This is a genomic window from Paenibacillus jiangxiensis, assembly GCF_046098255.1.
Classification (GTDB): Bacteria; Bacillota; Bacilli; order Paenibacillales; family Paenibacillaceae; genus Paenibacillus; species Paenibacillus jiagnxiensis.
On the sequence record NZ_JBJURI010000035.1, the window covers coordinates 38,408 to 60,781 of the forward strand.

22 protein-coding genes are annotated in these 22,374 nt (G+C 53.2%); 6 read left to right on the forward strand and 16 right to left on the reverse strand.

The window, feature by feature from the left end; all coding sequences use genetic code 11:
• The first annotated feature begins 2 nt into the window (after positions 1–2).
• A complete protein-coding gene (locus ACI1P2_RS26320; RefSeq protein ID WP_355325172.1) occupies positions 3–1,136 on the forward strand; it encodes a superoxide dismutase in 1,134 nt (377 codons plus the stop codon).
• 24 nt (positions 1,137–1,160) lie between these two features.
• Here ACI1P2_RS26320 and ACI1P2_RS26325 read toward each other — a convergent pair whose 3' ends face one another.
• The 6 genes from ACI1P2_RS26325 to ACI1P2_RS26350 all read right to left on the reverse strand — a co-directional run bounded on the left by ACI1P2_RS26325 (position 1,161) and on the right by ACI1P2_RS26350 (position 6,726).
• Positions 1,161–2,000 (reverse strand): lipoate--protein ligase family protein, encoded by an 840-nt coding sequence (locus tag ACI1P2_RS26325; RefSeq protein ID WP_408976356.1) that lies wholly within the window; start codon positions 1,998–2,000, stop codon positions 1,161–1,163.
• Positions 2,001–2,239: 239 nt separating this feature from the next.
• A complete protein-coding gene (gene folE, locus ACI1P2_RS26330) occupies positions 2,240–2,833 on the reverse strand; it encodes a GTP cyclohydrolase I FolE (protein WP_355325175.1) in 594 nt (197 codons plus the stop codon).
• Between the two features lie 48 nt (positions 2,834–2,881).
• Positions 2,882–3,139 carry a YneF family protein gene (locus ACI1P2_RS26335; RefSeq protein WP_355325178.1) on the reverse strand — a complete coding sequence of 86 codons (258 nt, stop codon included), beginning with the start codon at positions 3,137–3,139 and terminating at the stop codon, positions 2,882–2,884.
• 112 nt (positions 3,140–3,251) lie between these two features.
• Positions 3,252–4,280, reverse strand: a complete 1,029-nt coding sequence (locus tag ACI1P2_RS26340; RefSeq protein WP_355325181.1) for an HD-GYP domain-containing protein — start codon at positions 4,278–4,280, stop codon at positions 3,252–3,254.
• Between the two features lie 79 nt (positions 4,281–4,359).
• Positions 4,360–6,126 carry a tRNA epoxyqueuosine(34) reductase QueG gene (gene queG, locus ACI1P2_RS26345; protein ID WP_355325184.1) on the reverse strand — a complete coding sequence of 589 codons (1,767 nt, stop codon included), beginning with the start codon at positions 6,124–6,126 and terminating at the stop codon, positions 4,360–4,362.
• 174 nt (positions 6,127–6,300) lie between these two features.
• Positions 6,301–6,726: a GNAT family N-acetyltransferase gene (locus ACI1P2_RS26350; protein ID WP_355325187.1), complete on the reverse strand. Its 426-nt coding sequence runs from the start codon at positions 6,724–6,726 to the stop codon at positions 6,301–6,303.
• Positions 6,727–7,371: 645 nt separating this feature from the next.
• On the opposite strand from ACI1P2_RS26350, the gene ACI1P2_RS26355 reads away from it, so the two are divergent.
• Entirely contained in the window at positions 7,372–7,983 is a 612-nt protein-coding gene (locus tag ACI1P2_RS26355; protein ID WP_355325189.1) for a superoxide dismutase, read from the forward strand.
• 114 nt (positions 7,984–8,097) lie between these two features.
• Here the strand turns inward: ACI1P2_RS26355 and ACI1P2_RS26360 are convergent, their stop codons facing one another.
• Both ACI1P2_RS26360 and ACI1P2_RS26365 read right to left on the reverse strand, forming a co-directional pair.
• Positions 8,098–8,508 (reverse strand): hypothetical protein, encoded by a 411-nt coding sequence (locus ACI1P2_RS26360; RefSeq protein WP_355325192.1) that lies wholly within the window; start codon positions 8,506–8,508, stop codon positions 8,098–8,100.
• 10 nt (positions 8,509–8,518) lie between these two features.
• Positions 8,519–9,067 carry an NAD(P)H-dependent oxidoreductase gene (locus ACI1P2_RS26365; RefSeq protein ID WP_355325257.1) on the reverse strand — a complete coding sequence of 183 codons (549 nt, stop codon included), beginning with the start codon at positions 9,065–9,067 and terminating at the stop codon, positions 8,519–8,521.
• Between the two features lie 196 nt (positions 9,068–9,263).
• Here ACI1P2_RS26365 and ACI1P2_RS26370 point away from each other — a divergent pair, with 196 nt between their 5' ends.
• A complete protein-coding gene (locus tag ACI1P2_RS26370) occupies positions 9,264–9,899 on the forward strand; it encodes an HlyD family efflux transporter periplasmic adaptor subunit (RefSeq protein WP_355325195.1) in 636 nt (211 codons plus the stop codon).
• A 10-nt stretch (positions 9,900–9,909) separates the two neighbouring features.
• Positions 9,910–11,439, forward strand: a complete 1,530-nt coding sequence (locus ACI1P2_RS26375) for a DHA2 family efflux MFS transporter permease subunit (protein ID WP_355325198.1) — start codon at positions 9,910–9,912, stop codon at positions 11,437–11,439.
• A gap of 405 nt (positions 11,440–11,844) precedes the next feature.
• Here the strand turns inward: ACI1P2_RS26375 and mutY are convergent, their stop codons facing one another.
• The 5 genes from mutY to ACI1P2_RS26400 form a co-directional block, all read right to left on the reverse strand.
• Positions 11,845–13,023 carry an A/G-specific adenine glycosylase gene (mutY, locus tag ACI1P2_RS26380; protein WP_355325201.1) on the reverse strand — a complete coding sequence of 393 codons (1,179 nt, stop codon included), beginning with the start codon at positions 13,021–13,023 and terminating at the stop codon, positions 11,845–11,847.
• Positions 13,024–13,049: 26 nt separating this feature from the next.
• The gene (gene acpS, locus ACI1P2_RS26385) at positions 13,050–13,448 is read right to left on the reverse strand and encodes a holo-ACP synthase (RefSeq protein ID WP_355325204.1); all 399 of its coding nucleotides are present in this window, start codon (positions 13,446–13,448) and stop codon (positions 13,050–13,052) included.
• Between the two features lie 278 nt (positions 13,449–13,726).
• Positions 13,727–14,536 carry an ammonia-dependent NAD(+) synthetase gene (nadE, locus tag ACI1P2_RS26390; protein WP_355325207.1) on the reverse strand — a complete coding sequence of 270 codons (810 nt, stop codon included), beginning with the start codon at positions 14,534–14,536 and terminating at the stop codon, positions 13,727–13,729.
• Between the two features lie 148 nt (positions 14,537–14,684).
• On the reverse strand, positions 14,685–15,119 hold the full coding sequence (locus ACI1P2_RS26395; RefSeq protein ID WP_355325210.1) for a BrxA/BrxB family bacilliredoxin: 435 nt from the start codon (positions 15,117–15,119) through the stop codon (positions 14,685–14,687).
• 152 nt (positions 15,120–15,271) lie between these two features.
• Positions 15,272–16,996, reverse strand: coding sequence for a two-component system sensor histidine kinase NtrB (locus tag ACI1P2_RS26400; RefSeq protein ID WP_355325213.1), 1,725 nt, complete (start codon positions 16,994–16,996; stop codon positions 15,272–15,274).
• A 167-nt stretch (positions 16,997–17,163) separates the two neighbouring features.
• Between ACI1P2_RS26400 and ACI1P2_RS26405 the strand changes: the two genes are divergently transcribed.
• Positions 17,164–18,417 carry a BaiN/RdsA family NAD(P)/FAD-dependent oxidoreductase gene (locus tag ACI1P2_RS26405; protein ID WP_355325216.1) on the forward strand — a complete coding sequence of 418 codons (1,254 nt, stop codon included), beginning with the start codon at positions 17,164–17,166 and terminating at the stop codon, positions 18,415–18,417.
• A 99-nt stretch (positions 18,418–18,516) separates the two neighbouring features.
• Here ACI1P2_RS26405 and ACI1P2_RS26410 read toward each other — a convergent pair whose 3' ends face one another.
• Positions 18,517–18,927: a hypothetical protein gene (locus ACI1P2_RS26410; RefSeq protein ID WP_355325219.1), complete on the reverse strand. Its 411-nt coding sequence runs from the start codon at positions 18,925–18,927 to the stop codon at positions 18,517–18,519.
• 291 nt (positions 18,928–19,218) lie between these two features.
• On the opposite strand from ACI1P2_RS26410, the gene ACI1P2_RS26415 reads away from it, so the two are divergent.
• A complete protein-coding gene (locus tag ACI1P2_RS26415) occupies positions 19,219–19,686 on the forward strand; it encodes a MarR family winged helix-turn-helix transcriptional regulator (protein ID WP_355325222.1) in 468 nt (155 codons plus the stop codon).
• Positions 19,687–19,839: 153 nt separating this feature from the next.
• Here the strand turns inward: ACI1P2_RS26415 and ACI1P2_RS26420 are convergent, their stop codons facing one another.
• Together ACI1P2_RS26420 and ACI1P2_RS26425 are read right to left on the reverse strand one after the other, a co-directional pair.
• Positions 19,840–21,354 carry an MDR family MFS transporter gene (locus tag ACI1P2_RS26420; protein WP_355325260.1) on the reverse strand — a complete coding sequence of 505 codons (1,515 nt, stop codon included), beginning with the start codon at positions 21,352–21,354 and terminating at the stop codon, positions 19,840–19,842.
• Between the two features lie 138 nt (positions 21,355–21,492).
• On the reverse strand, positions 21,493–22,338 hold the full coding sequence (locus ACI1P2_RS26425; RefSeq protein WP_355325263.1) for an ABC transporter ATP-binding protein: 846 nt from the start codon (positions 22,336–22,338) through the stop codon (positions 21,493–21,495).
• Positions 22,339–22,374 lie beyond the last annotated feature (36 nt).

The following is a 22,374-nucleotide window of genomic DNA, read 5'->3' on the forward strand; positions in this document are numbered from 1 at the left end:
TAATGACAGATGCATTCGGTTCGCTGCCGTCTGTCCGGATACTGGAACAAATCGATAGCTGGAAGAGCAGCGAGAAGAGCTATATAAAAGCATTGCAGGAAACTGTGCCCGGACTGGAGCCAGTCTATGCCCGACTGCTGGAGGACTGGGGGCGGGTATTCGATGCAACCCGGAAAATTGCCGCCGAAGCGCTTGACGAGACATGGGAACGGTCGGGATTGCAGGCTGAAGAGAATGCTGAAGATACTCGCGAAGATCCGGAGACGGCCCGCACATTGCAGTATCTGCTGCGTGAGTCCGTCAGACAGTCCCGTGAGTTCCGGCGCCAGATGTCCCTGCTGCAATCCACCAGCACCGTGCTGCGCGACTCATCGGCCGCAGCAGAGCTGCTGCAGCGGGCGGAGGAGGATAGCACCTATTATCAGATGGCTGCAGAAGGCTTCCATGCACCGGGAGAGCTGACCCGCTCGGGGGAAGAGGACGAAGAACGCAAAACGTCCAAGGCACGTCCCGTGCCCATCGGCGGCCACACCCTCCCCCCACTCCCCTATCCTTATGATGCACTGGAACCTCACATCGATGAAGCAACGATGCGGCTCCATCATGACAAACATCACAAGAGTTATGTAGACGGGCTGAATCAGGCTGAAAAAAAGCTGGAGGAAGCGCGTAAAACGAATGATTTTGCACTGGTCAAGCACTGGGAACGGGAACTCGCCTTCCACGGGGCGGGACACTATCTGCACACCTTATTCTGGACCACGATGAGCCCCCGCGGCGGCGGAATGCCGGGCGGAACTATCGCCGGGCAAATCCAGCGCGATTTCGGCAGCTTTGATGCCTTCAAGAGGCATTTCAGCGAGGCGGCCGACAAGGTGGAAGGCTCAGGCTGGGCCATCCTGGTGTGGGCCCCGCGGGCCGGTCACCTGGAAATCCTGCAGGCCGAGAAACACCAGAATCTCTCGCAATGGGATGTGATTCCCCTGCTGCCGCTGGATGTATGGGAGCACGCCTATTATTTAAAACACCAGAACGAACGGAGAAAATACATAGACGACTGGTGGAACGTGGTCAACTGGCCTGCGGTCGACAGACGGTTCGCATATGCTTCACAGCTCAGATGGACGCCTTACTGAGCGGCTCCTTCAGGGCCTCTTCAGCTAGCTTCTGATCTCACGGTCATAACGCAAGCGCAGTGATTCCGCCTCCCGCTCCAGTTCTGCGGGAGATATGATATGCGGAGCGGCGGAATCCAGCAGCAGATTCCTCCGCTTCAGCATGCTGCTTAATGAATGGGCATAAGCCTCCACAGACGGCACTCCGGCCAGCTCCTGCAGGCTTCCCATCGTTCCCCGCTTGACTTCAGGATAGCCGGTATCTGTATCCTGTACAGCCATGCTGTAATAACGCCTTACCTCATCCGCACGGGCTTCACCGCTGCCTTCTACAATAATAAAAGCGGTAATGATATATGCCCTGGCCTGCCTCCGCTGGGCAATCCCGCAAAATTTACGCCCCCCGATGGCGATATCATAGTCCCCCGGGCAAAAGGAGCCGACGATTTCTCCGGCTGCAGCCGCCGTGGACCACGGAGCCAGAGCATCGCTTATGAGCCCGGCCATCAGGCGAAAATCATCATGGATGTTGATGGAATGCTGCGGATTCGGAAGAATGAGCGACAGATTCAGCACGCCTTCATCCAGCAGCACTGCTGCTCCACCTGATGGTCTCACACACACGGGAATGCCTTCTCCGCGCAATTCAGCCATCGCCTCCTCAGCCGCAGACAGCCTGCGGTCTCGGTGGCCGATGACGAGCGCCTTGGAGCAGCGCCACATATGAAGCACAGGTGCCGCCCCCTGCCCCACTTGCCGGCAGGCGAGCTCCTCCCAGGCGAATGGTCGCCAAATATCCCCCTGCAGGTCCCACACGCCTCTGTCCACGATATGTAATCCGGTCAGGTCATCGCCCGGTTTCCGGTCTATAGTCTGTTCAGGCACACATATCCCTCCTTGAGACGCACGTCTCAACCGGTCTTTTTATACGGATGAAGTTAATTGACTCCGCTTCCGTATTGTATCACGTTAGCCGTCAGCGCCGCACCAGACAAAGCGCTGCGGAGTACCCGCATCATCCTGCGATTTTTGATTGTAAAGGTCAATGCAAAGGAAAAAGAGCGAGTATTGATGGTAGCCCAGACCACCAAATACTCGCTCTTTTTAATCAAACAGCCCCGGTCTTATTCCTTGATCAGTGACAGGAACTCGGCCCGCCGTGCCACGTTCTCGCGGAACGAGCCGCGAACGGCCGAGGTGACTGTCTTGCTGCCTGGCTTCTTCACGCCCCGTGAGCACATGCACAGATGCTCCCCTTCCACAACCACCATCACGCCATAAGGCTCTACCGCCTCCATGAGCGTGTCCGCAATCTGGGAAGTAATGCGCTCCTGCACCTGCAGACGGCGCGATACAGCTTCCACGAGGCGGGCAAGCTTGCTCAGACCTACAATTTTGCCGCTCGGTATATACCCAATGTGCACTTTTCCGAAGAATGGAGCCATATGATGCTCGCACTGGCTGTAGTACACGATGTCTTTAACGATTACCAGCTCTTCATGGTTCTCGTCAAACGTCACACCCAGCACTTCGCGCGGATCGACTTCGTAGCCGGCAAAAATCTCCTCATACATGCGAGTCACGCGGGCCGGGGTTTCGAGCAGCCCCTCACGGTCCGGATCCTCGCCGATCAGCTTCAGAATCTCGCTGATATGGTACTCAATTTTATCGCGGTTATCCGCCACTTTGCGGTTCGTATAATCTTTGACTCCAGCCACATTAACCCTCCTACGCAGCATCAGGTAGTGGTTCTGTCTGTATGCTCGTTATTTTCTGCGCCCCTGATTTCTGCGGTTGCCGGGTTGATTTCTGTTGAACTGCTGGTTTTTCATCATCTGCTGTGCCTTCTGCATCTGTTTGCCGTTCAGGTTGTAACCCATCTGCTTGGCCATTTTTTGCAGTTGCTCAGGATCACTCTGCATTTTCTCAAGCTGCTTGCGCAAGTAGAAAGCCCCGATGAAAAATCCCCCGACCAATCCGAGAATCAGAGTAACAATCGGAATAACAATATTCCACCATTCCACGAAGACGTCACCTCTGTATATTTGCTGTCTTTTTATGAAAATATGCTGATTTAAAGCACTAGCATATAATAGCATTTTCACAAGCTGCGGGCAAACGAAACTTTACGGAAAATCAGGCCATGACCGCATCGATAAAAACGGTGGTATGCCGGGCCAGATCCACTTCCTTCACATCAAGATCACGCCCGCTTTCCTTTACGAGTCTCACGACAGGCCTGCCTGGAAGCCCGCGGTGCTGACGCACGACGACACCTGTTTCCTTCGTAGACAATCTCACGGCCGTACCGTTTGGATAAACGGAAATAATACGGGTGAATTCGACCAGTGCTTCACGGTCAAGCGCCGTGCCCGACATGGCCATCATTTTCTCACAGGCTTCGTGGGGCAGCATCCGTGCCCCGTTGAAATCATTCACCAGATTGTCGTACGTGTTGGCAACGGCCACAATTTTGGCATTCAGATGAATTTCCTCCGCTGACAGGCTACGGGGCATGCCCGTCCCATCGATCCGTTCGTGGTGCTGCAGGGCGACATGGGCGACCATGAGGCTGAATTCCCGCTTGTTCTTCAGGATTTCAAAGCCGGACCAGGTGTGATGGGATTTCAGAATATCCTGCTGCTTGGCAGTGTCGGCCGTGCTGATCTTGCCTATATCATGCAGAAGCGCACCGATCGCAAGATCCTTTAGCTGCCCGTGATTCAATCCCATATTAACGCCAATCAGTGTTGACATCAGACACACATTGACCGCATGCACATACTGGGCATTATCGGCTGTGCGGATATCAGTCAGCTGCACAAGCGTTTCCTTGCCGTTCATGACATCCTCCAGAATGCGGTCCACGCTGACGTTGACCTTCTTGGTGCTCCACTCCTTGCCGGAGCGGATGGCTGAAAAGGCGTCATTCATTTCCTGAATCACCACCTGTTTGGTGGCCTCTGACAGAATGTCCTCCGGCTCCACATCCTCAAAGTCCGGGTCCTGTATATACAGCATCGTAACGCCGATACGATTCAGCGTGTTAATCATAAAAACCGTCAACTGTACCCCGGCGGACAGCATCACCGTACCGTTGGATGAATACACTGTTTTGCCAAGATACTGGCCTGGCTCCACGTTTTCAATACTTACGTATTTCATCTGAATCCCCCTGGCGGTTGACGCCTGAAAGCGGGAGCCTCAATGGCATCCGGCTTTACTCTCGCGCCTGCAATATTTTTTAGGGAGTCTTCCGTTCGATGGACAGCAAGTGCGCCTTCGCCTGCAGACCGCCGGCATAACCGACAAGACTTCCGTCCTTGCCGGAGACGCGGTGGCATGGTATGACAATCGGCAACGGATTCTTGTTGTTGGCCCCTCCGACGGCCCGTACGGCCATCGGTCTGCCGATCGCTTCCGCAATCGTTTGGTAGGAAACGACATCCCCATAGGATATATCGGCAAGCGCGCCCCATACTTGTAATTGGAAAGGCGTTCCCCGCAGATCCAACTGCAGATCAAAGTTTGTCCGCGTACCTGCAAAATATTCGCGCAGCTGCCGCATGGCTTCCGCCAGGCGCTCAGGGTCGCGGGCAAATCCATACTCGCCCACCCATGTCCGGGCCCATTGCTGCAGCACGGCCTGCTTCACTTCAAAAGCCCCGAATTCAATCAGGCAGATTCCCTGCTCCGTACTGCAGACGGTCAGTACGCCTATGGGTGAATCGAGCTCGTCATAATAGATCGTCTTCTGATCCGGCCGCACCTCATGAGGAAAAACCGTCCCCTGCAACTCACGCGGACCAGATAAAGTCTGCTGTTCATTCTTGTTTTCCTTCTGATTCGCCAAAAGCGTGGAAGCCGCCTGTCCGATCATTTCCTTCACTTTCTCATGCTGTTCTTTCTCAGATGCCTCTTTGATCGCTTTCATCGCGTCTTCCCCTCCAATTCGGCTTAATGCCCATGCGGCCGTTCCACGCAGTTCAGGGCGGGGGTCTTCATGCAGAACCTCCGCCAGCTTGGGAACGGCTGTAACGTCTTTAAAGTTGCCGAGCGCTATAACCGCATTGCGCTGAATCGGCTTTTTTCCCCTCCAGGCCGCGGCACTGCTGCCAAAACGCTCCTTGAATTCACGATTGCTCATATCAAGCAACGGCAGCAGCAGCGGTTTGACAATTTCCGGATCCGGCGTCAATTCGGGATGCAGATCCCAATTCAGCCCCCTGTTCTTCGGACATACAATTTGACAGGTATCGCAGCCGTACAGCCGATTGCCGATTTTCAGCATAAACTCCTCATCCAGAAAACCCTTGGTCTGCGTCAGAAAAGAGATGCAGCGCTGGGCATTCAGTTGACCCGGCCCCACAAGTGCTCCCGTCGGACAAGCGTCAATGCATTTGGTACATTCTCCGCAGCCGTCGGTCACCGGCTGGTCCGGCTGAAACGGAATGTTCGTCACCAGCTCCCCCAGATAAATCCAGGAGCCGAGCTCCGGAGAGATGATGGAACAGTTTTTCCCGCTGAATCCGATGCCCGCGCGCTCCGCTACAGCCCTGTCCACCAATTCGCCGGTATCTACCATGTTTTTGATGATTGCTTCCGGCACACGTTCCCGAATAAACGCTTCGAGACGCTCCATTGCCTCACGCAGCACCAGATGGTAGTCCCGCCCCCATGCGGAGCGCGCCAAAATACCGCGGTAACGGCCAGGCTCCGATTTGGGCGGGTTCTTCATCTTGGACGGATAAGCAACGGCTACCGCAATTAGCGACGCGGGCTTGGCCCCATCCAGCGCCGGGTGTATCCGTTTCTCGATATCAGGCTCCTCAAAGCCGGATTCATAACCTTTAGCCCTGTGTTCCTCAAGAATAGACTTCAATGATAAAAAGGGGTCTGCGCTCGCAAAACCGATGGAATCGATTCCGAGCGACGGCGCAGCCTCCTGAATTTCCTTTTTGAGTGTGTCCCAATACGAAGCGGTCCCGGAGACACAAGCATGTTCGTGCATCTTTCCGAGTCACCTCTCCTGATTCATGAATTTTCGTGAAACCAAACGGGCTGTTTGCCCGTACAATTAGAAAAGCATATCTCCCACTGGATTGCAATGGTTGGGGAGATATGCTTCAATGGTAAATTTCACAAGCTGCAGCGTGTTTGTGTTATGTGTACGTTAAGAATGGAATTAGTTCGGAGCCAATATACTCAGTTTTTGGAAAGCCTGCAGAATCTGGCTGGCGCCATAGCCCATCGCTTCATAAAGCGGCATGGCAGCCTGGTTATGCTCATCTCCGGCTACCCAAATCCGGCTAACCTTGCGTTGATGGAAACGCTGCTCCATCAGTTCGATCAATGCCTTGCCGATGCCTTTACGACGATGGTCCGGATGGATGGCAATACGGTAATAGCAGCCGTGATTTTTGTCGATTGTTCCGATCAGAGTGCCTACCAGCTCCCCGTCTTCTTCAGCCACAAGAATCAAATCGGAATCCCAAGACAACTGGCGGGCAAATGCCTCAATGGTCTCTTTGTAACACTCTTCCGACAAGGAAATTTGCATCAGTTCAGTTACCTCGCTTGCATCACCCAACTGAAAAGTACGAACACGCATACTACTATCCCCTTCATGTTAGCATTGAAATCACAGAAAAACCGCAAAGACACCGGTTAAACCGGCGCAATTCCAGTCGATGGCCGCTCCCAAGGGCCATTTTACACAAATCATGAAGATAATTATCATGAAGATAATAACGGCCGCATACAATACATATGATATGCTGCAGCTTTATATTTCTCTATCTGTTCTCTCTCTAATTTTCTCGAAAATGTGTCCTGCATCCAAAACGACAAAAAAGAACACAAATTAGCCGGGTTTACCGCTCCTTGACCATTAAACCACAATTTACTCCGTTTTTCACCCATTTTCTTTTGTAAACGCTTCATATTAAGCGTTTACATTCATTATTTCCTATAGTCAGGTATAAACATAATGGAACAGGATAGGCTAAATTTAGCTGATTTTTTCAAGCTTTTTGAAGCTTTAAATTTTAATGGAGCTCAACAATTTTATCACCGCAGAGTAAACGTTCGTCAAGAGCTAATTGCTTCTTGGCAGTGGTGATGATCGAAACTTTTCCCGCCGCCGATTTTCTAAACAAAAAAGTTGATTAAATAGGCAAAAAGCGTTTAATATAGTGGTTGGGGGTTATGTAATATACATACAACAACAACCACTAATTTCAGGAGGGATTTTATCATGGCATTTACATTACCAGCACTTCCTTATTCCAACGATGCGCTTGAGCCTCACATTGACGCGCTGACTATGGAAATTCACCACGACCGTCACCACAACACTTATGTGACCAACCTGAATGCTGCACTGGAGAGCGCTCCTGAGCTGCAAAACAAGAGCCTTGAAGAGCTGATTTCCGACCTGAACAGCGTACCTGAAAGCATCCGTACTGCTGTCCGCAACAACGGCGGTGGACATGCCAACCACTCCCTGTTCTGGGAAGTCATCGGACCAAACGGCGGCGGCGAGCCTACAGGCGCAATCGCTGAAGCGATCAACAACGAGCTGGGCGGTTACGACAAGTTCAAAGAAGACTTCACCAAAGCGGCTACTACCCGTTTTGGCAGCGGTTGGGCATGGCTCGTTGTCGGCAAAGACGGCAAATTGGCAATCACAAGCACTCCTAACCAGGACAACCCGATCATGGAAGGCCAAACACCTGTCCTCGGTCTTGACGTATGGGAGCATGCTTACTACCTGAAATATCAAAACAAACGTCCTGACTATATCGGCGCATTCTTCAACGTGATTAACTGGGACGAAGTGAACAAGCGTTACGCTGCAGCGAAGTAAGACCTGCTCAGCGGCTATGATCGCATTAGAAAAGCTGGCCCACCGGCACAATGCCGGGAAGCCAGCTTTTTTTTAAATTGCTCTTCGGTTCAAATATCATGTACGCCGCACCGACTACTTGTCCTTGCCGTCCCCTTCAGCCCCGGATTTGGACATGGAACGAAGCGCCTCACGGTAGCTGAGATCGGAGCTCCGCCTTTCCTTTTGAGCGGACTCCTCATGACGGGCCGCCTCTTTTCCCTGCTCCGCAAAGCTCCGGATAGCTTCCCGGTAGGCGTTGTCCTCTCCCGTTACCTTAGTCCGTTCAGCGTTTATCGCAGTATCCTTTACAGGGGCGGGGCTTTCTTGTTCCTTCTCAAGCCTTGAAGCTTCCTGCAGCTGCTCCCGTGCTTCCTGCTTGCGTCTTGGCTTGTCAGGCTCCGCTTTCTTTCCGGAATTTCTTGCGGCAGACCGGGCATTGCGGGTGTTGTACACAAACAAAAATATCAATGCCGCCGCAGCCAGTACCAAAAAAGCGATAAACATGCCGAACCTCCTATTCTGCGCGCCGCCCGGAATATTTCATGGCCGTTTCCGCGATTCGCTTTCCGAATGCCCGGCCAAGAGCCAGATCGGCTGCGCTTGGCAGATTGGGCGGGTCCTCCGGCGAGGCCTCCACAGGGCATGTAACCCCGACACCGTAGTAGGATCCATAAAGCGCGTTCTCTGGAGTGTTGGACGGCATTCCGACAATAATCATGCCTTGATGAAGCATCGGTGTAATCAGGTTGAGAAGTGTAGATTCCAAGCCTCCGTGAACGGTTGCCGTAGTACAGAAAACACCGCCTATTTTATTGACCAGTTTGCCTTGCGCCCACAATAAACCCAACTGGTCAATCCATGCCTTCAGGCCGCTGCTGATGGTTCCGAAATGGCCCGGGCACCCCCAAATAATCGCGTCCGCATCCACGAGCTCCTCCACCCTGGCTGACCGGACATGCTCCAGGCGCACATCGGACCCATTAATTCTGGCACCCTCCGCAATGGAGCCGGCCAAAGCCTCCGTATGGCCATTCTCGCTGTCATATACCACCGTTATTTTTATCAAATGTCCTCATCCTTTATATATATCATTTCGTATCGCTTTGCTTTTACTATCCCCAATACATAAAAAAACATGTTTATTAATTTCAGGCATAGTTACACCTTCATCAGGGAAGCTTAACAGCAACAATACGGAAGCCCTGGCGGAATCGGGGTTGGGAACAATCAAGATTCAACTAATATGGAGGGGACAGTTCATGTATCCACGCGCAATACTTGTCAATCTGCTGGTGATCATCATCATTCTGGCTGGAGTGGCAGCAGCAGCTTATTACTACTATCAGGCTGCCAACTACATAAAAACCGACAACGCTCAGGTATCAGGCCAGCAAATTTCAATCGCGCCCCCTGTGGCCGGAAAGCTGGTAGACTGGAAGGCTAACGTCGGGGATAGCTTTAATGCCGGGGATACCCTGGGAAGTGTTGTGTCGGGAGGCACGCGGACCAGCATTACTATTCCGGCGAACGGAACCATTGTTCAGGAAACAGCCGTCAATAATTCCATTGTCGGGGCGGGCACACCCGTCGCCAGAGCTTATGATATGCACAATTTATGGATTACGGCGAACATGGAGGAGACATTAATCCGTGATCTGCAGGTCGGGCAGTCGGTGGATGTGTATATTGATGCTTTTCCGGACACAGTGCTGTCGGGCAAGGTAAACCGCATCGGCATGGCGACATCGGGCACCTTCTCCCTCCTGCCATCGAGCAATACGACCGCCAATTACACCAAGGTAACGCAGGTTATTCCCGTTGAAATCACCATTCAGGGGTATGAAGGGCTCGGTATCGTTCCCGGAATGAGCGCCACTGTCCAGGTGCATAAATAGGAGGCGGCCCATGGCGGAAAATATGTCCCTCGGAAGGCTGCTGACCGTCCTGCTCCTTGGAGCTTTTATTGCGATACTTAACCAAACCTTGCTAAATGTGGCGATCCCGCATCTGATGAATGATTTCAACGTTTCGGCCACCACGATCCAGTGGCTGTCCACCGGATACATGCTTACAAACGGCATTTTGATTCCGGTAACGGCGTTTCTGATTGAATCCTTTGGCACACGGGTTCTGTTCATTACAGCCATGGGACTATTTACAGTCGGGGCATTGATTTGTGCCATGAGTACAGGCTTCACGCTTATGCTTATTGGCCGTATTATCCAGGCCAGCGGGGCCGGCATAATCATGCCTGTCGTCATGAACGTATTTCTGACCGTCTTCCCTCCGGAACGGCGCGGTGCGGCAATGGGGATGATGGGCATCGCCATGATGTTCGCGCCCGCCGTCGGTCCTACATTGTCAGGCTGGATTGTGGAAGAATATACATGGCGGCTTCTGTTCATCATCGTCATTCCCCTTGCTGTGATCGATATTCTGTTTGCGCTCCGCTGGCTCAGAGACGTCTCAAAGCTGACCTATCCCAAATTTGATTTGCCTGGTACAGTTTTCTCAACGATAGGCTTCGGGACCCTGCTGTACGGATTCAGCTCCGCGGGGGATAAAGGCTGGGACAGTATGATTGTCATTTTGAGCCTGGCCATCGGAATCCTGTTCATTTTGTTTTTTATCCTGCGTGAATTAACAATGGATCAGCCTATGCTGGAATTCAGGGTGTTCAAATATGATATTTTTGCGGTATCCACTCTTGTTGGATCTGCTGTGAACATGACTTTGTTTGGCGGCATGCTGCTGCTTCCCATGTATTTGCAGAATATCCGGGGCTTCACCCCGCTTCAATCAGGGCTGCTCCTGCTTCCCGGAGCATTGCTGATGGGTGTCATGTCGCCCATCTCGGGGGCGATCTTCGACAAGATCGGAGCGCGCCCGCTGGCCATTGTCGGCCTGATCATCACCGCTGTGACAACGTTCGAATTCAGTACGCTGACCGATGCCACACCGTACAGCCATATTCTTCTGATCTATACGATCCGCAGCTTCGGCATTTCCCTGCTCATGATGTCCGTACAGACCGAAGGGCTTAATCAGCTCCCCGCCCATTTGGGCAGCCATGGGACGGCCATGTCGAACACGATACGGCAGGTCGCCGGTTCCATCGGTACGGCCTGGCTGATCACCGTGATGAGCAGCCGGTCCGCGCTTCATCTGGCCGATTATGCCAATACCGCCTCCGCGATGAGCGGCTCCGCCGCCGGATTGGAGCAGCTGGGCCAGGGAATTGCCGCTTCCGCTGGAGTACCGGCCCAGACCGGCCAGTCTCTCGCTCTGATGCAGGTCTATCAGACCGCCGTTACCGAATCCACAATAAAGGGCATTAACGACTCGTTTATTGTCGCGGCAGGCATCGCCGTGGCAGGGCTGGTATTTTCCCTGTTTCTACGCAGAGCGACCCCGCGCAAAAAAGCCGGTCATTAGGACGTACAAAAGGCTGTTCCCTGGCATGATAAGCCGGAGAACAGCCTTTTTTTCAGATATAAGAGTGGCCAAAACTAGAGCTCGACCGGGGATAGGTTGTCTGAGCTATAAAGCGTCAAAACTCTAACGGTTGTAGAGGACGCTATTTGGGTAAAAACGGGAGGTTACAAAATGTAACGGTTGCCGGCGAGGCTATTTCCCGTTTTCCCCAGATAAAGGGGCTGTTCCGCTTAAATAAGCGAGCGTACAACCGTTAGACAAGAAACCTCGTTCTTCTCAGCCGAATAACCGCTATTGCGACCGTTAGCAGAGAAATGTACCGGATAGACCGACCCTTCAAGGCAAATCTATGGGTCAAGCACCGATCTCCAGATTAAAAATGTATAAGTTTTCAGCAGAGACCTCCTATTTGCTGTCAAAATAATCACGGAGAATATCAAGAAACACCTTTGGAAAGGCCAGAGTCTCCATATCGCTGCGATTAATCCAGCGTACAGCTGCTGCCCCTAATGTCTCTTCCGCGGATGCAGCCTCTGCTCTGTACTCGGCCCGGGACTCTGCCGCCAGATTCTGCTTCAGCCCGGCACCCTGCCCCCCTTCCAGACAGCGGAATACCCGCAGATTCCAATGGATATGGCTGAACGTATGCTCCGCTTCGCGCAGGAAGCCGACCGGTGAGACCGGTATGCCCTCATCCATCAGCGCCCCGGCCAGCCGGTCCATAGCGGGCCCATCGGGCACAGGGCCTTCCATTCCGGATGGGGACGATGTTACGTGCGGCAGCTCCCACATCCGCGCAAGCAACCCCGTGGCCGGACGCTGGCGGACCAGTACCCGTCCCGCATGGACGCCCTGCCCTTCAATCAGAGCAACGGAACGCTGCTCCAGACGCGGCTTCTTGGCCTTGGTTTTGACCGGCAGCGTCTCTTCCCTGCCGGCCAGCCTGCCCGCACAATGCTCCATGACCGGACAGGTCAGGCAGTGTGGTGACTTCGGAGTACATACGAGCGCGCCAAGCTCCATCAGCGCCTGATTGAAGTCCGAGGCTCTGCCCTCAGGAATCAAATCACGCACCAATTCCTCCATGCCGGCACGCGTGCTCCCCTTCATAATGTCCTCTTCGATCAGAAAATATCTGGAGAGCACCCGCATCACATTGCCGTCCACAGCTGGCTCCGGGCGGTTAAATGCGATGCTCATAATCGCTCCGGTTGTGTAGGGTCCGACTCCCTTCAAGGCCGCGACCGCGCCGCGGTCATCCGGAATACGGCCACCATGCAATTCCACTACCTGTCTGGCCGCCTGCTGCAAGTTTCGCGCCCTTGAATAATAGCCCAGGCCTTCCCAATGCTTCAGCACATCCTCCTCGGGGGCTTCCGCCAAAGCCTGCAATGTGGGAAAACGTTCTATAAAACGGTTGAAATATGGAATGACCGTATCCACTCTTGTCTGCTGCAGCATAATCTCTGACACCCAGATAAAATAGGGGTCCCTGTGTCTGCGCCATGGCAGATCGCGCCGGTTCTGCATATACCATGCCAGCAGTTCCTTGCTGAAAAAGCGTCTTTGCTCCAAATTATTCATTGCGTTGAATTCTCCTGTACAGCTATTTACTTCGACATGAGTTCCACCACAGCAAAGGCGGATGCAAGCTCTGTCTGATGAGTAATGCTTAAATGAATGTTATAAACCCCGTTGTCCGGCAGTGCGAGCCTTTCCCAGGCCGCCTCCGTAAGCTGTACGGCAGGGCGTCCGCCCGGCAGAGGCAGAATGGTCATGTCCTGAAAGCCAATCAGCTTTCCTATGCCGCAGCCGAAGGCCTTCGACACGGCTTCCTTCGCGGCAAACCGTCCGGCGGCAAATTCGCTCAGCCTGCCTGCACGCTCTTGCGCAAAGGCCAGCTCGTCCGAAGTGAGGATGCGCTGCAAAAACGCCTCCCGATGGCTTCCCTCCATAATCCGGTTAATCCTTTTAATTTCCACCACATCATGTCCGATTCCATAGATCACAGCACTTCACCTTCCTCACGCAGCGACTTCTGACCGCCATAAGAAAAACGTCTATCGACGTACATTCAAAGAAGCCAGACCGCGTTTAGCAGTGGTTTTTCTTGCGATTTCAGGAATCTTATACCAAGAAGTTTATACTTTCTGAAATCTTAAACCAAGCTTTCACGCTCCGGCATAAAACCTATTGTAACAGGTGGCCTGGGCCATTGCGAGAGTGGAAAGAAAGCTGATAGCAAAAAAAGCAGCGGCCTTCGCCGCTGCTCATTTATGACCATATATCAGATGCCCGGAATCGCATTCCGTTTGTGGGCAGTCTTTTTGTAGAAGCTTTCCAGCCGCTCGCGGACAGCAGGATCGATTTCCTTACCTTCGAGATAGTCGCTGTTGTCCTCATAGGAAATTCCCAGCTCCTTCTCATCTGTCTGTCCTTCCCATAATCCCGCGGTTGGAGCTTTATCCAAGATCTCCTGCGGCACCCCGAGATAACTTGCAAGCTGGCGTACCTGGCGCTTATTGAGACTGGACAGCGGCGTAATGTCCACCGCTCCGTCACCCCACTTGGTGTAAAAGCCCGTAATCGCCTCCGAAGCATGGTCGGTTCCGACCACCAGCAGATTCAGCTCATTGGCCATTGCGTACTGGACTACCATACGGGTTCTCGCCTTTACATTGCCCTTGCCCTGCGGCGTCATCGTGCGGGAAATATTCATGGCCGCGAAGCTCTTGTCCACCTCGGCTGCAATGTCGTCAACCGGAGTTTGAATGTTGGTCTCCGCCGTGTACTTTAACTCAAAAGCCTTGCCCACCGCATAGCTGTGCTCAATATCCGACTGGGTTCCATAAGGCTGGAACACCCCTAGGGTCATGTACTCCTCCCCACGCTCCTGCGTAAGCTCGTCCGTCGCGCGTTTGCAGAGCCCTGCGGTCACCGCGCTGTCAATTCCGCCGCTGATGGCGATCAGCAGCCCTTTCGCCTTGGCTTTTTCCACATATTCCTTCAGAAAATCCACACGCTTGCGGACCTCAGCCTCTGCATCAATAGCGGGCTTGACATTCAATTCGGCAATGATCTGCTCCTGCAATGTCATCAGATATACACCTCTTCTACTGGAGTTTGTGACAAATACTTTTTAAACCATATATCCCTGTTAGAACATTCCGGGCCGCAAAAAATGAGGACAAACGAAACGCCCCGGCACTTCGCGGAAACCGAAAGATGCGGGGCGCTATCCTGTATTAACGGCAGAAGCGGTCAAATGCGCTGGTCAAATCCTCCGCAATCTCCTCGGCGGAACGGTTCTCCACCTGATGACGTTCAATAAAATGAACCAGTTCTCCATCCTTCAGCAAAGCGATGGAAGGGGAAGACGGCGGATATGGGGCAAAGTATTCACGCGCCTTGGCAGTGGCTTCCTTGTCCTGTCCGGCAAAAACGGTAAACAAATGGTCAGGTGTTATATCATGCTGCAGCGATTTAGCAACACCTGGGCGGGCTTGACCTGCCGCACAGCCACATACGGAATTGATAACCACAAGCGCTGTTCCCTTGGCCCCCGGCAAATTGGCTTCAACCTCCTCAGAAGTCCGAAGCTCCCGGATACCGATGGATGTAAGTTCGTCTCTCATCGGTTGAACCATATCCCTCATATATTGGTCAAAAGACATAGACATTACCTATTCACTCCTTTATGGATAATTCCTAACTTGTAAAAGAATTCAGCCTGCAATATTACCTTATGCTGAAGAACGATACCTAATATTATACATTCATCAAGCGTGAAAGCAAAGCTATCATCTTATCCTGAATACAGGATACAGAGAGGCTACGCCTCTTTTGAGCTCTTCATATCAGGCACGGCTGCCGGAAAGTCCGCAAGCCTGCTCAGCTTTATGATAAAGGAGGTACCCTCACCTTCAATCGAATGGACTGAGATCGTGCCATGATGACGCTCAACGATTCTCTTGCACAGTGAAAGCCCAAGTCCCGTGCCCTTCGCCTTGGTGGTGAAGAACGGCTCAAACAGCTTCCCGATTCGCTCCGCTGGAATGCCCTGCCCCGTATCTCTCACCTCCACCTCGACATACTCTCCATCCGTCCGGGTAAGAATGGTCAGTACACCTTTCTCGCCCATTGCCTCCATTCCGTTGCGGGCCAGGTTCAGGATCAGCTGCTTGATCTCTTTCGGATTCAGATACAGATTGGGCACGCAGTCATCCAGTTTGAGCTCGATGCTTTGCCCGCGCAAATTGGCGTCGGCCCACAGCAGAGGCTCAAGCTCCTCTACAAGGCTGTGCAAATGACTCTCTTCCTTCTCGACAATCCGGTTCTGGGCGAGAGAGAGGAAGTCGTTAATGATGCCGTTGGCCCGGTCCAGCTCTTCCATAACAATCCGGTAATAGTGATCAAGAGATACCGGGGATTTTTCCCGCATCAGCTGAAGAAAACCGCGGACAACCGCCATCGGATTACGTATTTCATGCGTAATTCCCGCTGCCATTTGTCCAACAAGGCTCAAGCGCTCCACATTGCCCATCTCGCTCCGCAGCATTTCCAGCTCCGTCATATCCTGCACTACGTACAGAGCCTCCGAAACCTCGCCATTAGGCTCATAAATAGGTGAAATACTGGACATATAGACATAAGGTCCTGATTTAAAAAGTCTTGTATCCCGCTCGCCTTGCAAGGCTTTATCAAAGCTTGAGGCCATCTCCTGAAAGCGGTCAGACTCGGCAAACATTGAAAAATGCATGCCCACGACATTTTCTTTGTAAAGATCGGGAATCCTAAGCCTATAATATTCCAGCATGGTTGTGTTAATATGTATAATGTTGCCCTGCCTGTCCAGAATTTCTGCCGCCAGCGGCATATATTCCAGATAAGCCCTGAGTTTGCCGGATTCCAGCTGCAGGCGGGCAGTGGCCTGCTTCAGGTCGGAACGCATTATCCTGTTGTTCAAGGCCCTTTCGATCATAAGTGAGATCATGCATGCAGTCAGCACGGAGAGCAAGGCCAAGCACAGATATAACGGCACTTCCGATAAAATGAAGCCGTCGGGCGTACCTCCCGCCACCAGCACAGTTATGTAATGAAGCGCAAATTGGGCCAGGACCAAAGCCGAAATGACTGTAAGCTTGAAGGGCGGCTTCCCGCGTTTATAACGTGAAGAAAGCACCACAGCAGCCGGAGCAAGCAATATGCCCGAATCAATCAGCAGCGCCATCCAATCCGAATCGGGCGTAAACAGGATACTCCCGATTGCAGTAAGCAAAGTAAGTATAAAAGCGGTGGAAACATTGGCATACAATAAGGCTGCCGTCAGTGGTATGAAGCCTGAATGCGGAATCAGCGGAGCCCGGGCTGATTGGAACAGCAGACAAAGGAGTATAACAGGAATGCAGGAGCCTATCAAAATCCACTCATGTCTCCGTTCTTTAGAAGCAAGCAACCCTTTGGTCAAGTCGTCAACCCTGTCCGCGAGCAGTGAAAAGAGGCCCGCCATCATTCCGGCCAAAAGCAGCTGCAGCACTTGTTCCCTAATCTCGGTCAAAATGGCTCTCCCCCTTTTCTCATCTGTCGCCTGATAGTTCGATTAAAACATAGGCAACAATATATTACAATATATGTGTTAGTTCCCGGAATATGACCCCCTTACGCCAAAAGTTGTCGAGGACGATTACCGGGAACATGAAACTATAAATAAAGGAAGATAAATAAATGAAATATGACATTATCGTGATTGGAGGCGGTTCCGCAGGACTGATGGCGGCAGCAGCTGCCGGTGAAGCGGGCGCAAAGGTGCTTTTGGTTGAAAAAGGAGCCAAGCTCGGACGAAAGCTTGGTATTTCCGGCGGCGGGCGCTGCAACGTTACCAACGCCAAGGAGCTGGACGAGCTAATCAGGCATATTCCAGGCAACGGACGATTTCTGTACAGCGCCTTGACCACCTTCAGCAACAAGGACATCGCGGCCTATTTCGAAAACCTCGGCATCCGGTTGAAGGAGGAGGATAACGGACGCATGTTTCCCGTTACGGACAAGGCAAAAACCGTTGTGGACGCACTTGTAAAAAAAGTCCGCTCCGAAGGTGTGGAGATCCGTCTGAACTCTCCGGTTGCAGAGGTGCTGTATGATGAAGAACATGCATGCGGAGTCAGACTCCGTTCCGGAAGCATCATCCGCAGCCGCAAGGTGATTATTGCCGTGGGCGGCAAATCGGTCCCTCATACCGGCTCCGAAGGAGACGGCTACGCATGGGCGGAAAAAGCCGGGCATACGATCACAGAACTCTACCCTACCGAGGTTCCTCTGGTATCCAACGAACCTTTTATACAGGATAAAAGCCTGCAGGGCCTCTCTCTCCGCGGCGTCGGTCTTACCGTCTGGAATCCGAAGCACAAGAAAGTCATAACCCACGAGGGGGACATGATCTTTACCCATTTCGGAATTTCTGGCCCTACCGCCCTGCGCTGCAGCCAATTTGTCGTAAAAGAGCTGAAGAAGCACGGAACAGGAAAGGTTCCTCTTACACTGGACCTGATTCCCCACAAGCATGAGGATGAAATATACACTGAGACGTGGAAGCTGGCAGAGGAAGATCCCAGAAAGGCGGTCAAAAATACGCTTAAGGGTTATCTGCCGGAAAGGCTGATTCCGCTTCTGCTTGATAAGGCAGGGCTGCGGGAGGATTTGACCTTCGATCATATTCCGAAGCAGCAATGGAAAGAGCTGACCAGGCTGATCAAGGCGTTCCCGGTCTTCATCAGCGGCACCCTCTCCATTAAGGAAGCCTTTGTTACGGGGGGCGGGGTTAACCTGAAGGAAATCGACCCCAGAACGATGGAATCCAAGCTGATGCCCGGACTGTACTTCTGTGGCGAAATTATGGATATTCATGGCTATACCGGGGGATACAACATCACCGCCGCCTTCACCACCGGCTATAACGCCGGTCGAAGCGCTGTGCTGTAGTTCCCCCAAGGTAAGGAAGGTGCTTTCCCGGGAAAGCACCTTCCTTACCTTCCTGCACCCGCAGAGCCGGGTTAGTCAGCATGTTGAAATTTCATTACCCTATGCCTTGACACTGCCCGGAAACCCGTCCATATCCTCCGCAGCCGGGGCGTCTTCCGTCACATTGCGCAGGGAATCCCCGGCGTTAAAATCATTGCTTGCCCCGGTCAGATAGCTCTCATTCCAATCCTCATTTATAATATGGGCCGGTATGACTACCTCGTCCAATCCGTAGGCGCTCAGCCCGCTTCCCTGATGATATCTGTCGCCGCTCATATTCAGGCGGCCCCCATGCACCTGGCAAATTTCCAGCGCTGACTCCACATCCTGGTTCTCAATCCGGACATACAGGTCCCCGTCTCCGGAACGCACCGCATCATAACCGATTTCCTGCAGTGTGCTGCAGGCCGAATCGGCTGCAAAGGATTCGCTGAATTCAAACTTTAGTGGAGCATTTTCCATATTCATCATCTATGTACCTCCTTATCTACTGGCTCATTTTGAGCTGCTTAATAGTTAATATGCCCAATTCCTTCCGGTTTTAAGAACAGAACTTAAGACCTGATTGGCCCCAGCCTTGTGCGCATACATGAATCCACCCAAGCATTTTTATAAAAATTAAGTAATTAAAAATGCAATTACTGTGACAAACGTCATATAACACAAGACCCATGTACTGTAAACTGTTCCCATGGGAATAGCCGCCCGTTCGAAGCAAATGGGCGTTCAACCCCAAATCCATAACATAAAGGCGGTATGAATATGCTGGATTCAACCTCGCTTCTTACCCAAAAATCTATGCATCTTCACAGCGTTCTCTCCAAAGCATTCAAAAGTATAAGCGATCATTCTGTCGCAGGCATCAAAGCTGCCGGCTTCAATCCTACAGCCTTCGCTGTCATGGAGGTGCTGTATCACAGAGGGCCGCAGCCGATTCAGCAGATCGGAGCCAAACTGCTGCTGCAGAGCGGAAATGTTACCTATGTCATCGACAAGCTGGAAAGCAAGGGCTATTTGTTTCGTCATCCCTGCCCGCAGGACCGACGCATCATCCATGCGGAGCTGACAACGGAGGGACATAAAGTCATGGATTCCATCTATCCTTCCTATGCGCAGCAGATTGACAGAGCCTACAGCGGAATCAGCAGCGAAGAAATGGATCAGTTGATCACGCTGCTGAAAAAGCTGGGCCGAAGCGCGGAAGGCTTATCGTCCTCTACACATAAATAACGTATTTTTGCTCCCTATGAAACGGAGGAAACGAAATTTGTACGCCAACTCCAGATTTCAGATGCACGCCGAAGAGACCATTTCCGGCGATAATCCCGTAAATGGCCTCTTTAACTAAATTTGATTTGCAATTATTTCATAGCTTTTACTGAGTTATGCTCTTGCCTGTCCACCCTGTCCGGCCGAAGCGGCACTCTCTCCTTCAGGCGCAGGCGGCTGATTGCGCAGCCCCCACACCACGATCCAGCTGATCACCGCAATCACTGTCATAATCACGAACAAGGAATGCAAACCGCCTTCCAGCACCTGTCTGAGCAGCTGCGCTGTATCCACGCTTATCTGTTGCCCGGAATGTGCAGCTAACAGGCCGTTGATCTCCTCTTGTGTCACTCCCTGTTCCAGCAGATGATTAGCGGCCGACTGCTCTGTTATCCGGTAATTCAACCAGGACCCGAAGGCCGCCACGCCGATAGTCTGACCCAGTGTACGCAAAAATGTATTGAGCGCAGTGGAAGCTCCGCGCTGCCTGAAGCCGACTGAAGATTGTGCAATAATCGTAAACGAGGTCATGGAAAAGCCGAAGCCCAGTCCGTACATAAAGGTTCCGGCGAGCATCAGCCATAGAGGCGAGAACTCGCTGATCAGCAGCATCACCACCGCAGCCACCGTAATAAAGCTTAGACCGAGGACAGAGGTAAAGCGCGAGCCAAGCCGCACAATCATTCGCCCTCCCCACACCGAACCAAGCAGCCAGCCTACCGCCATGGGAGAGAGCGCAAGCCCTGATGAAGCCGCATCCCCACCGAGGACTCCCTGAACCCAGAGCGGCAGATAGCTTGTCAGGCCGATCAGCAGCGAGCTGACCAGCAGGGAGGCAGCGCATGATACCGCAATATCGCGGATGCCGAACAGCTTGAGCGGGACCATCGGCTCCTGCACCCGCTGTTCAATGACCAGAAACAGCACCAGAAATATGACTGCACCGGCAGCAAGACCGAGAAGCCCTCCCGAGGACCAGCTCATGTATTGTCCGCCCAGCGTAAGGACGAGCAAAAGGGCGGCCATGCCGATGGTGAAGGTAACGGCCCCCGCAATGTCAATCCTGGCCGTCCGTTTGGCAACCTGTTCACGCAGGAAACGAGCGATAAAGAACATGGACAATATACCAAACGGCACATTGAAGACAAAAATCCATTCCCAGCCGAAGTAGGAGGAAACGTATCCACCCAGCAGAGGCCCCAGCAGGGAGGAAATCCCCCATACGGAGCTGATCATGCCCTGCACCCTGCCGCGTTCTTCAATGGTATAAATGTCTCCGATAATCGTAAAGGTTACCGGAATGACCGCTCCCGCACCGATTCCCTGTATGGCCCTGTATACGATCAATTGATTCATACTCCCGGCTAATCCGCACAGCAGCGAGCCGATGACGAACAGGGAGCAGCCGATCAGGAAAACAGGCTTGCGGCCATACAGGTCGGTGAGCTTGCCAAAGATCGGCGTTGTAACCGCCATCGTCAGCAAATACGAAGTAAAGATCCAGCTCAGCAGAGATACGCTGCCCAGTTCACTGACAATCGTCGGCCCGGCAGGGCCGATGACCGTGCCTTCGATGGCTGCCAGGAAGGTGGCGAGCAGCACCCCGACCAGAACCAGGCCGCGTTTCATTGGTTGCTGTGTATCCACGATATGCTTCAAATCCTCTCTATATTTTATATTCCGGAAACCAGGGCTTTCTTACCCGGCAGGCAAAGAACAGGCGGACCTGAAGGCCCGCCTGCATTAATCATGTTATATTTTGGAGGTTCAGCGCGGCTTTGTCAATCGCAGCGTACGGTCGGGAAGCGTACCGGCCAGCTCGGAATCATGCGTAATCACGAGCAGGGCAGCGCCAGTCTCCGCCTGTTCCCGGCACAGCTCCAGGAAAGCCGCCGTCCCTTTATAATCCGTTCCGGCCGTCGGTTCGTCCAGAATGTACAGCTTGCGCGGGAGCACAAATTGGGCTGCCGTGCTGAGCAGCCTTTTCTCGCCGCCGCTCAGCAGATAAGGCGAGGCCTGCAACTTGTCCTGCAGGCCGATCCGGTGCAGCAGCTCATGTGCCCGCCGTTCATATTCGGCAGGCACCTTCTCATGGCTGCGCAGGCCCAGGAATGCCCGGACACTGTACAGGCATTCCTCCCATACGGTCGCGGCGGCGAACTGGTGTTCAGGCTGCTGGAACACATAACCGATCTCCGCGGCCAGTTTCCAGGCAGGGAGCTTCGCCATGTCGGCTCCCTGCCAGAACATGCGCCTGCGCGGCACGGGCAGCAGGCCCATCAGCAGCTTGCCAAGCGTCGTTTTGCCCGCCCCGTTCTCGCCCAGCAGAACGACGCGCTCACCCGCGGCAAGCGCAAGGCTTGTGCCGGCCAGCGCCGGCCGGCTGCTCCCCGGATAGGTGAAGGACAGCTCCTTCACCTCCAGCAGGGGAGCCTGCGGGGCCCGCCGCGATGCCGGTGCGCTGGCGATGCCCCCCTGCGCGGAGGGCAGCAGCCCAAGGGCGGCCAGCTGCGCCCCATGGGAGCGCAGCAGCGCCTCAGGCGGGCCGTCAAGCAGCACGGCCCCGCCCGCGAGGACGATGACACGCCGGGCAGCCAGCGCCGTCTCGTCCATGCGGCCGGACGCGGTGACGACCGTCCGGCCCGCGGC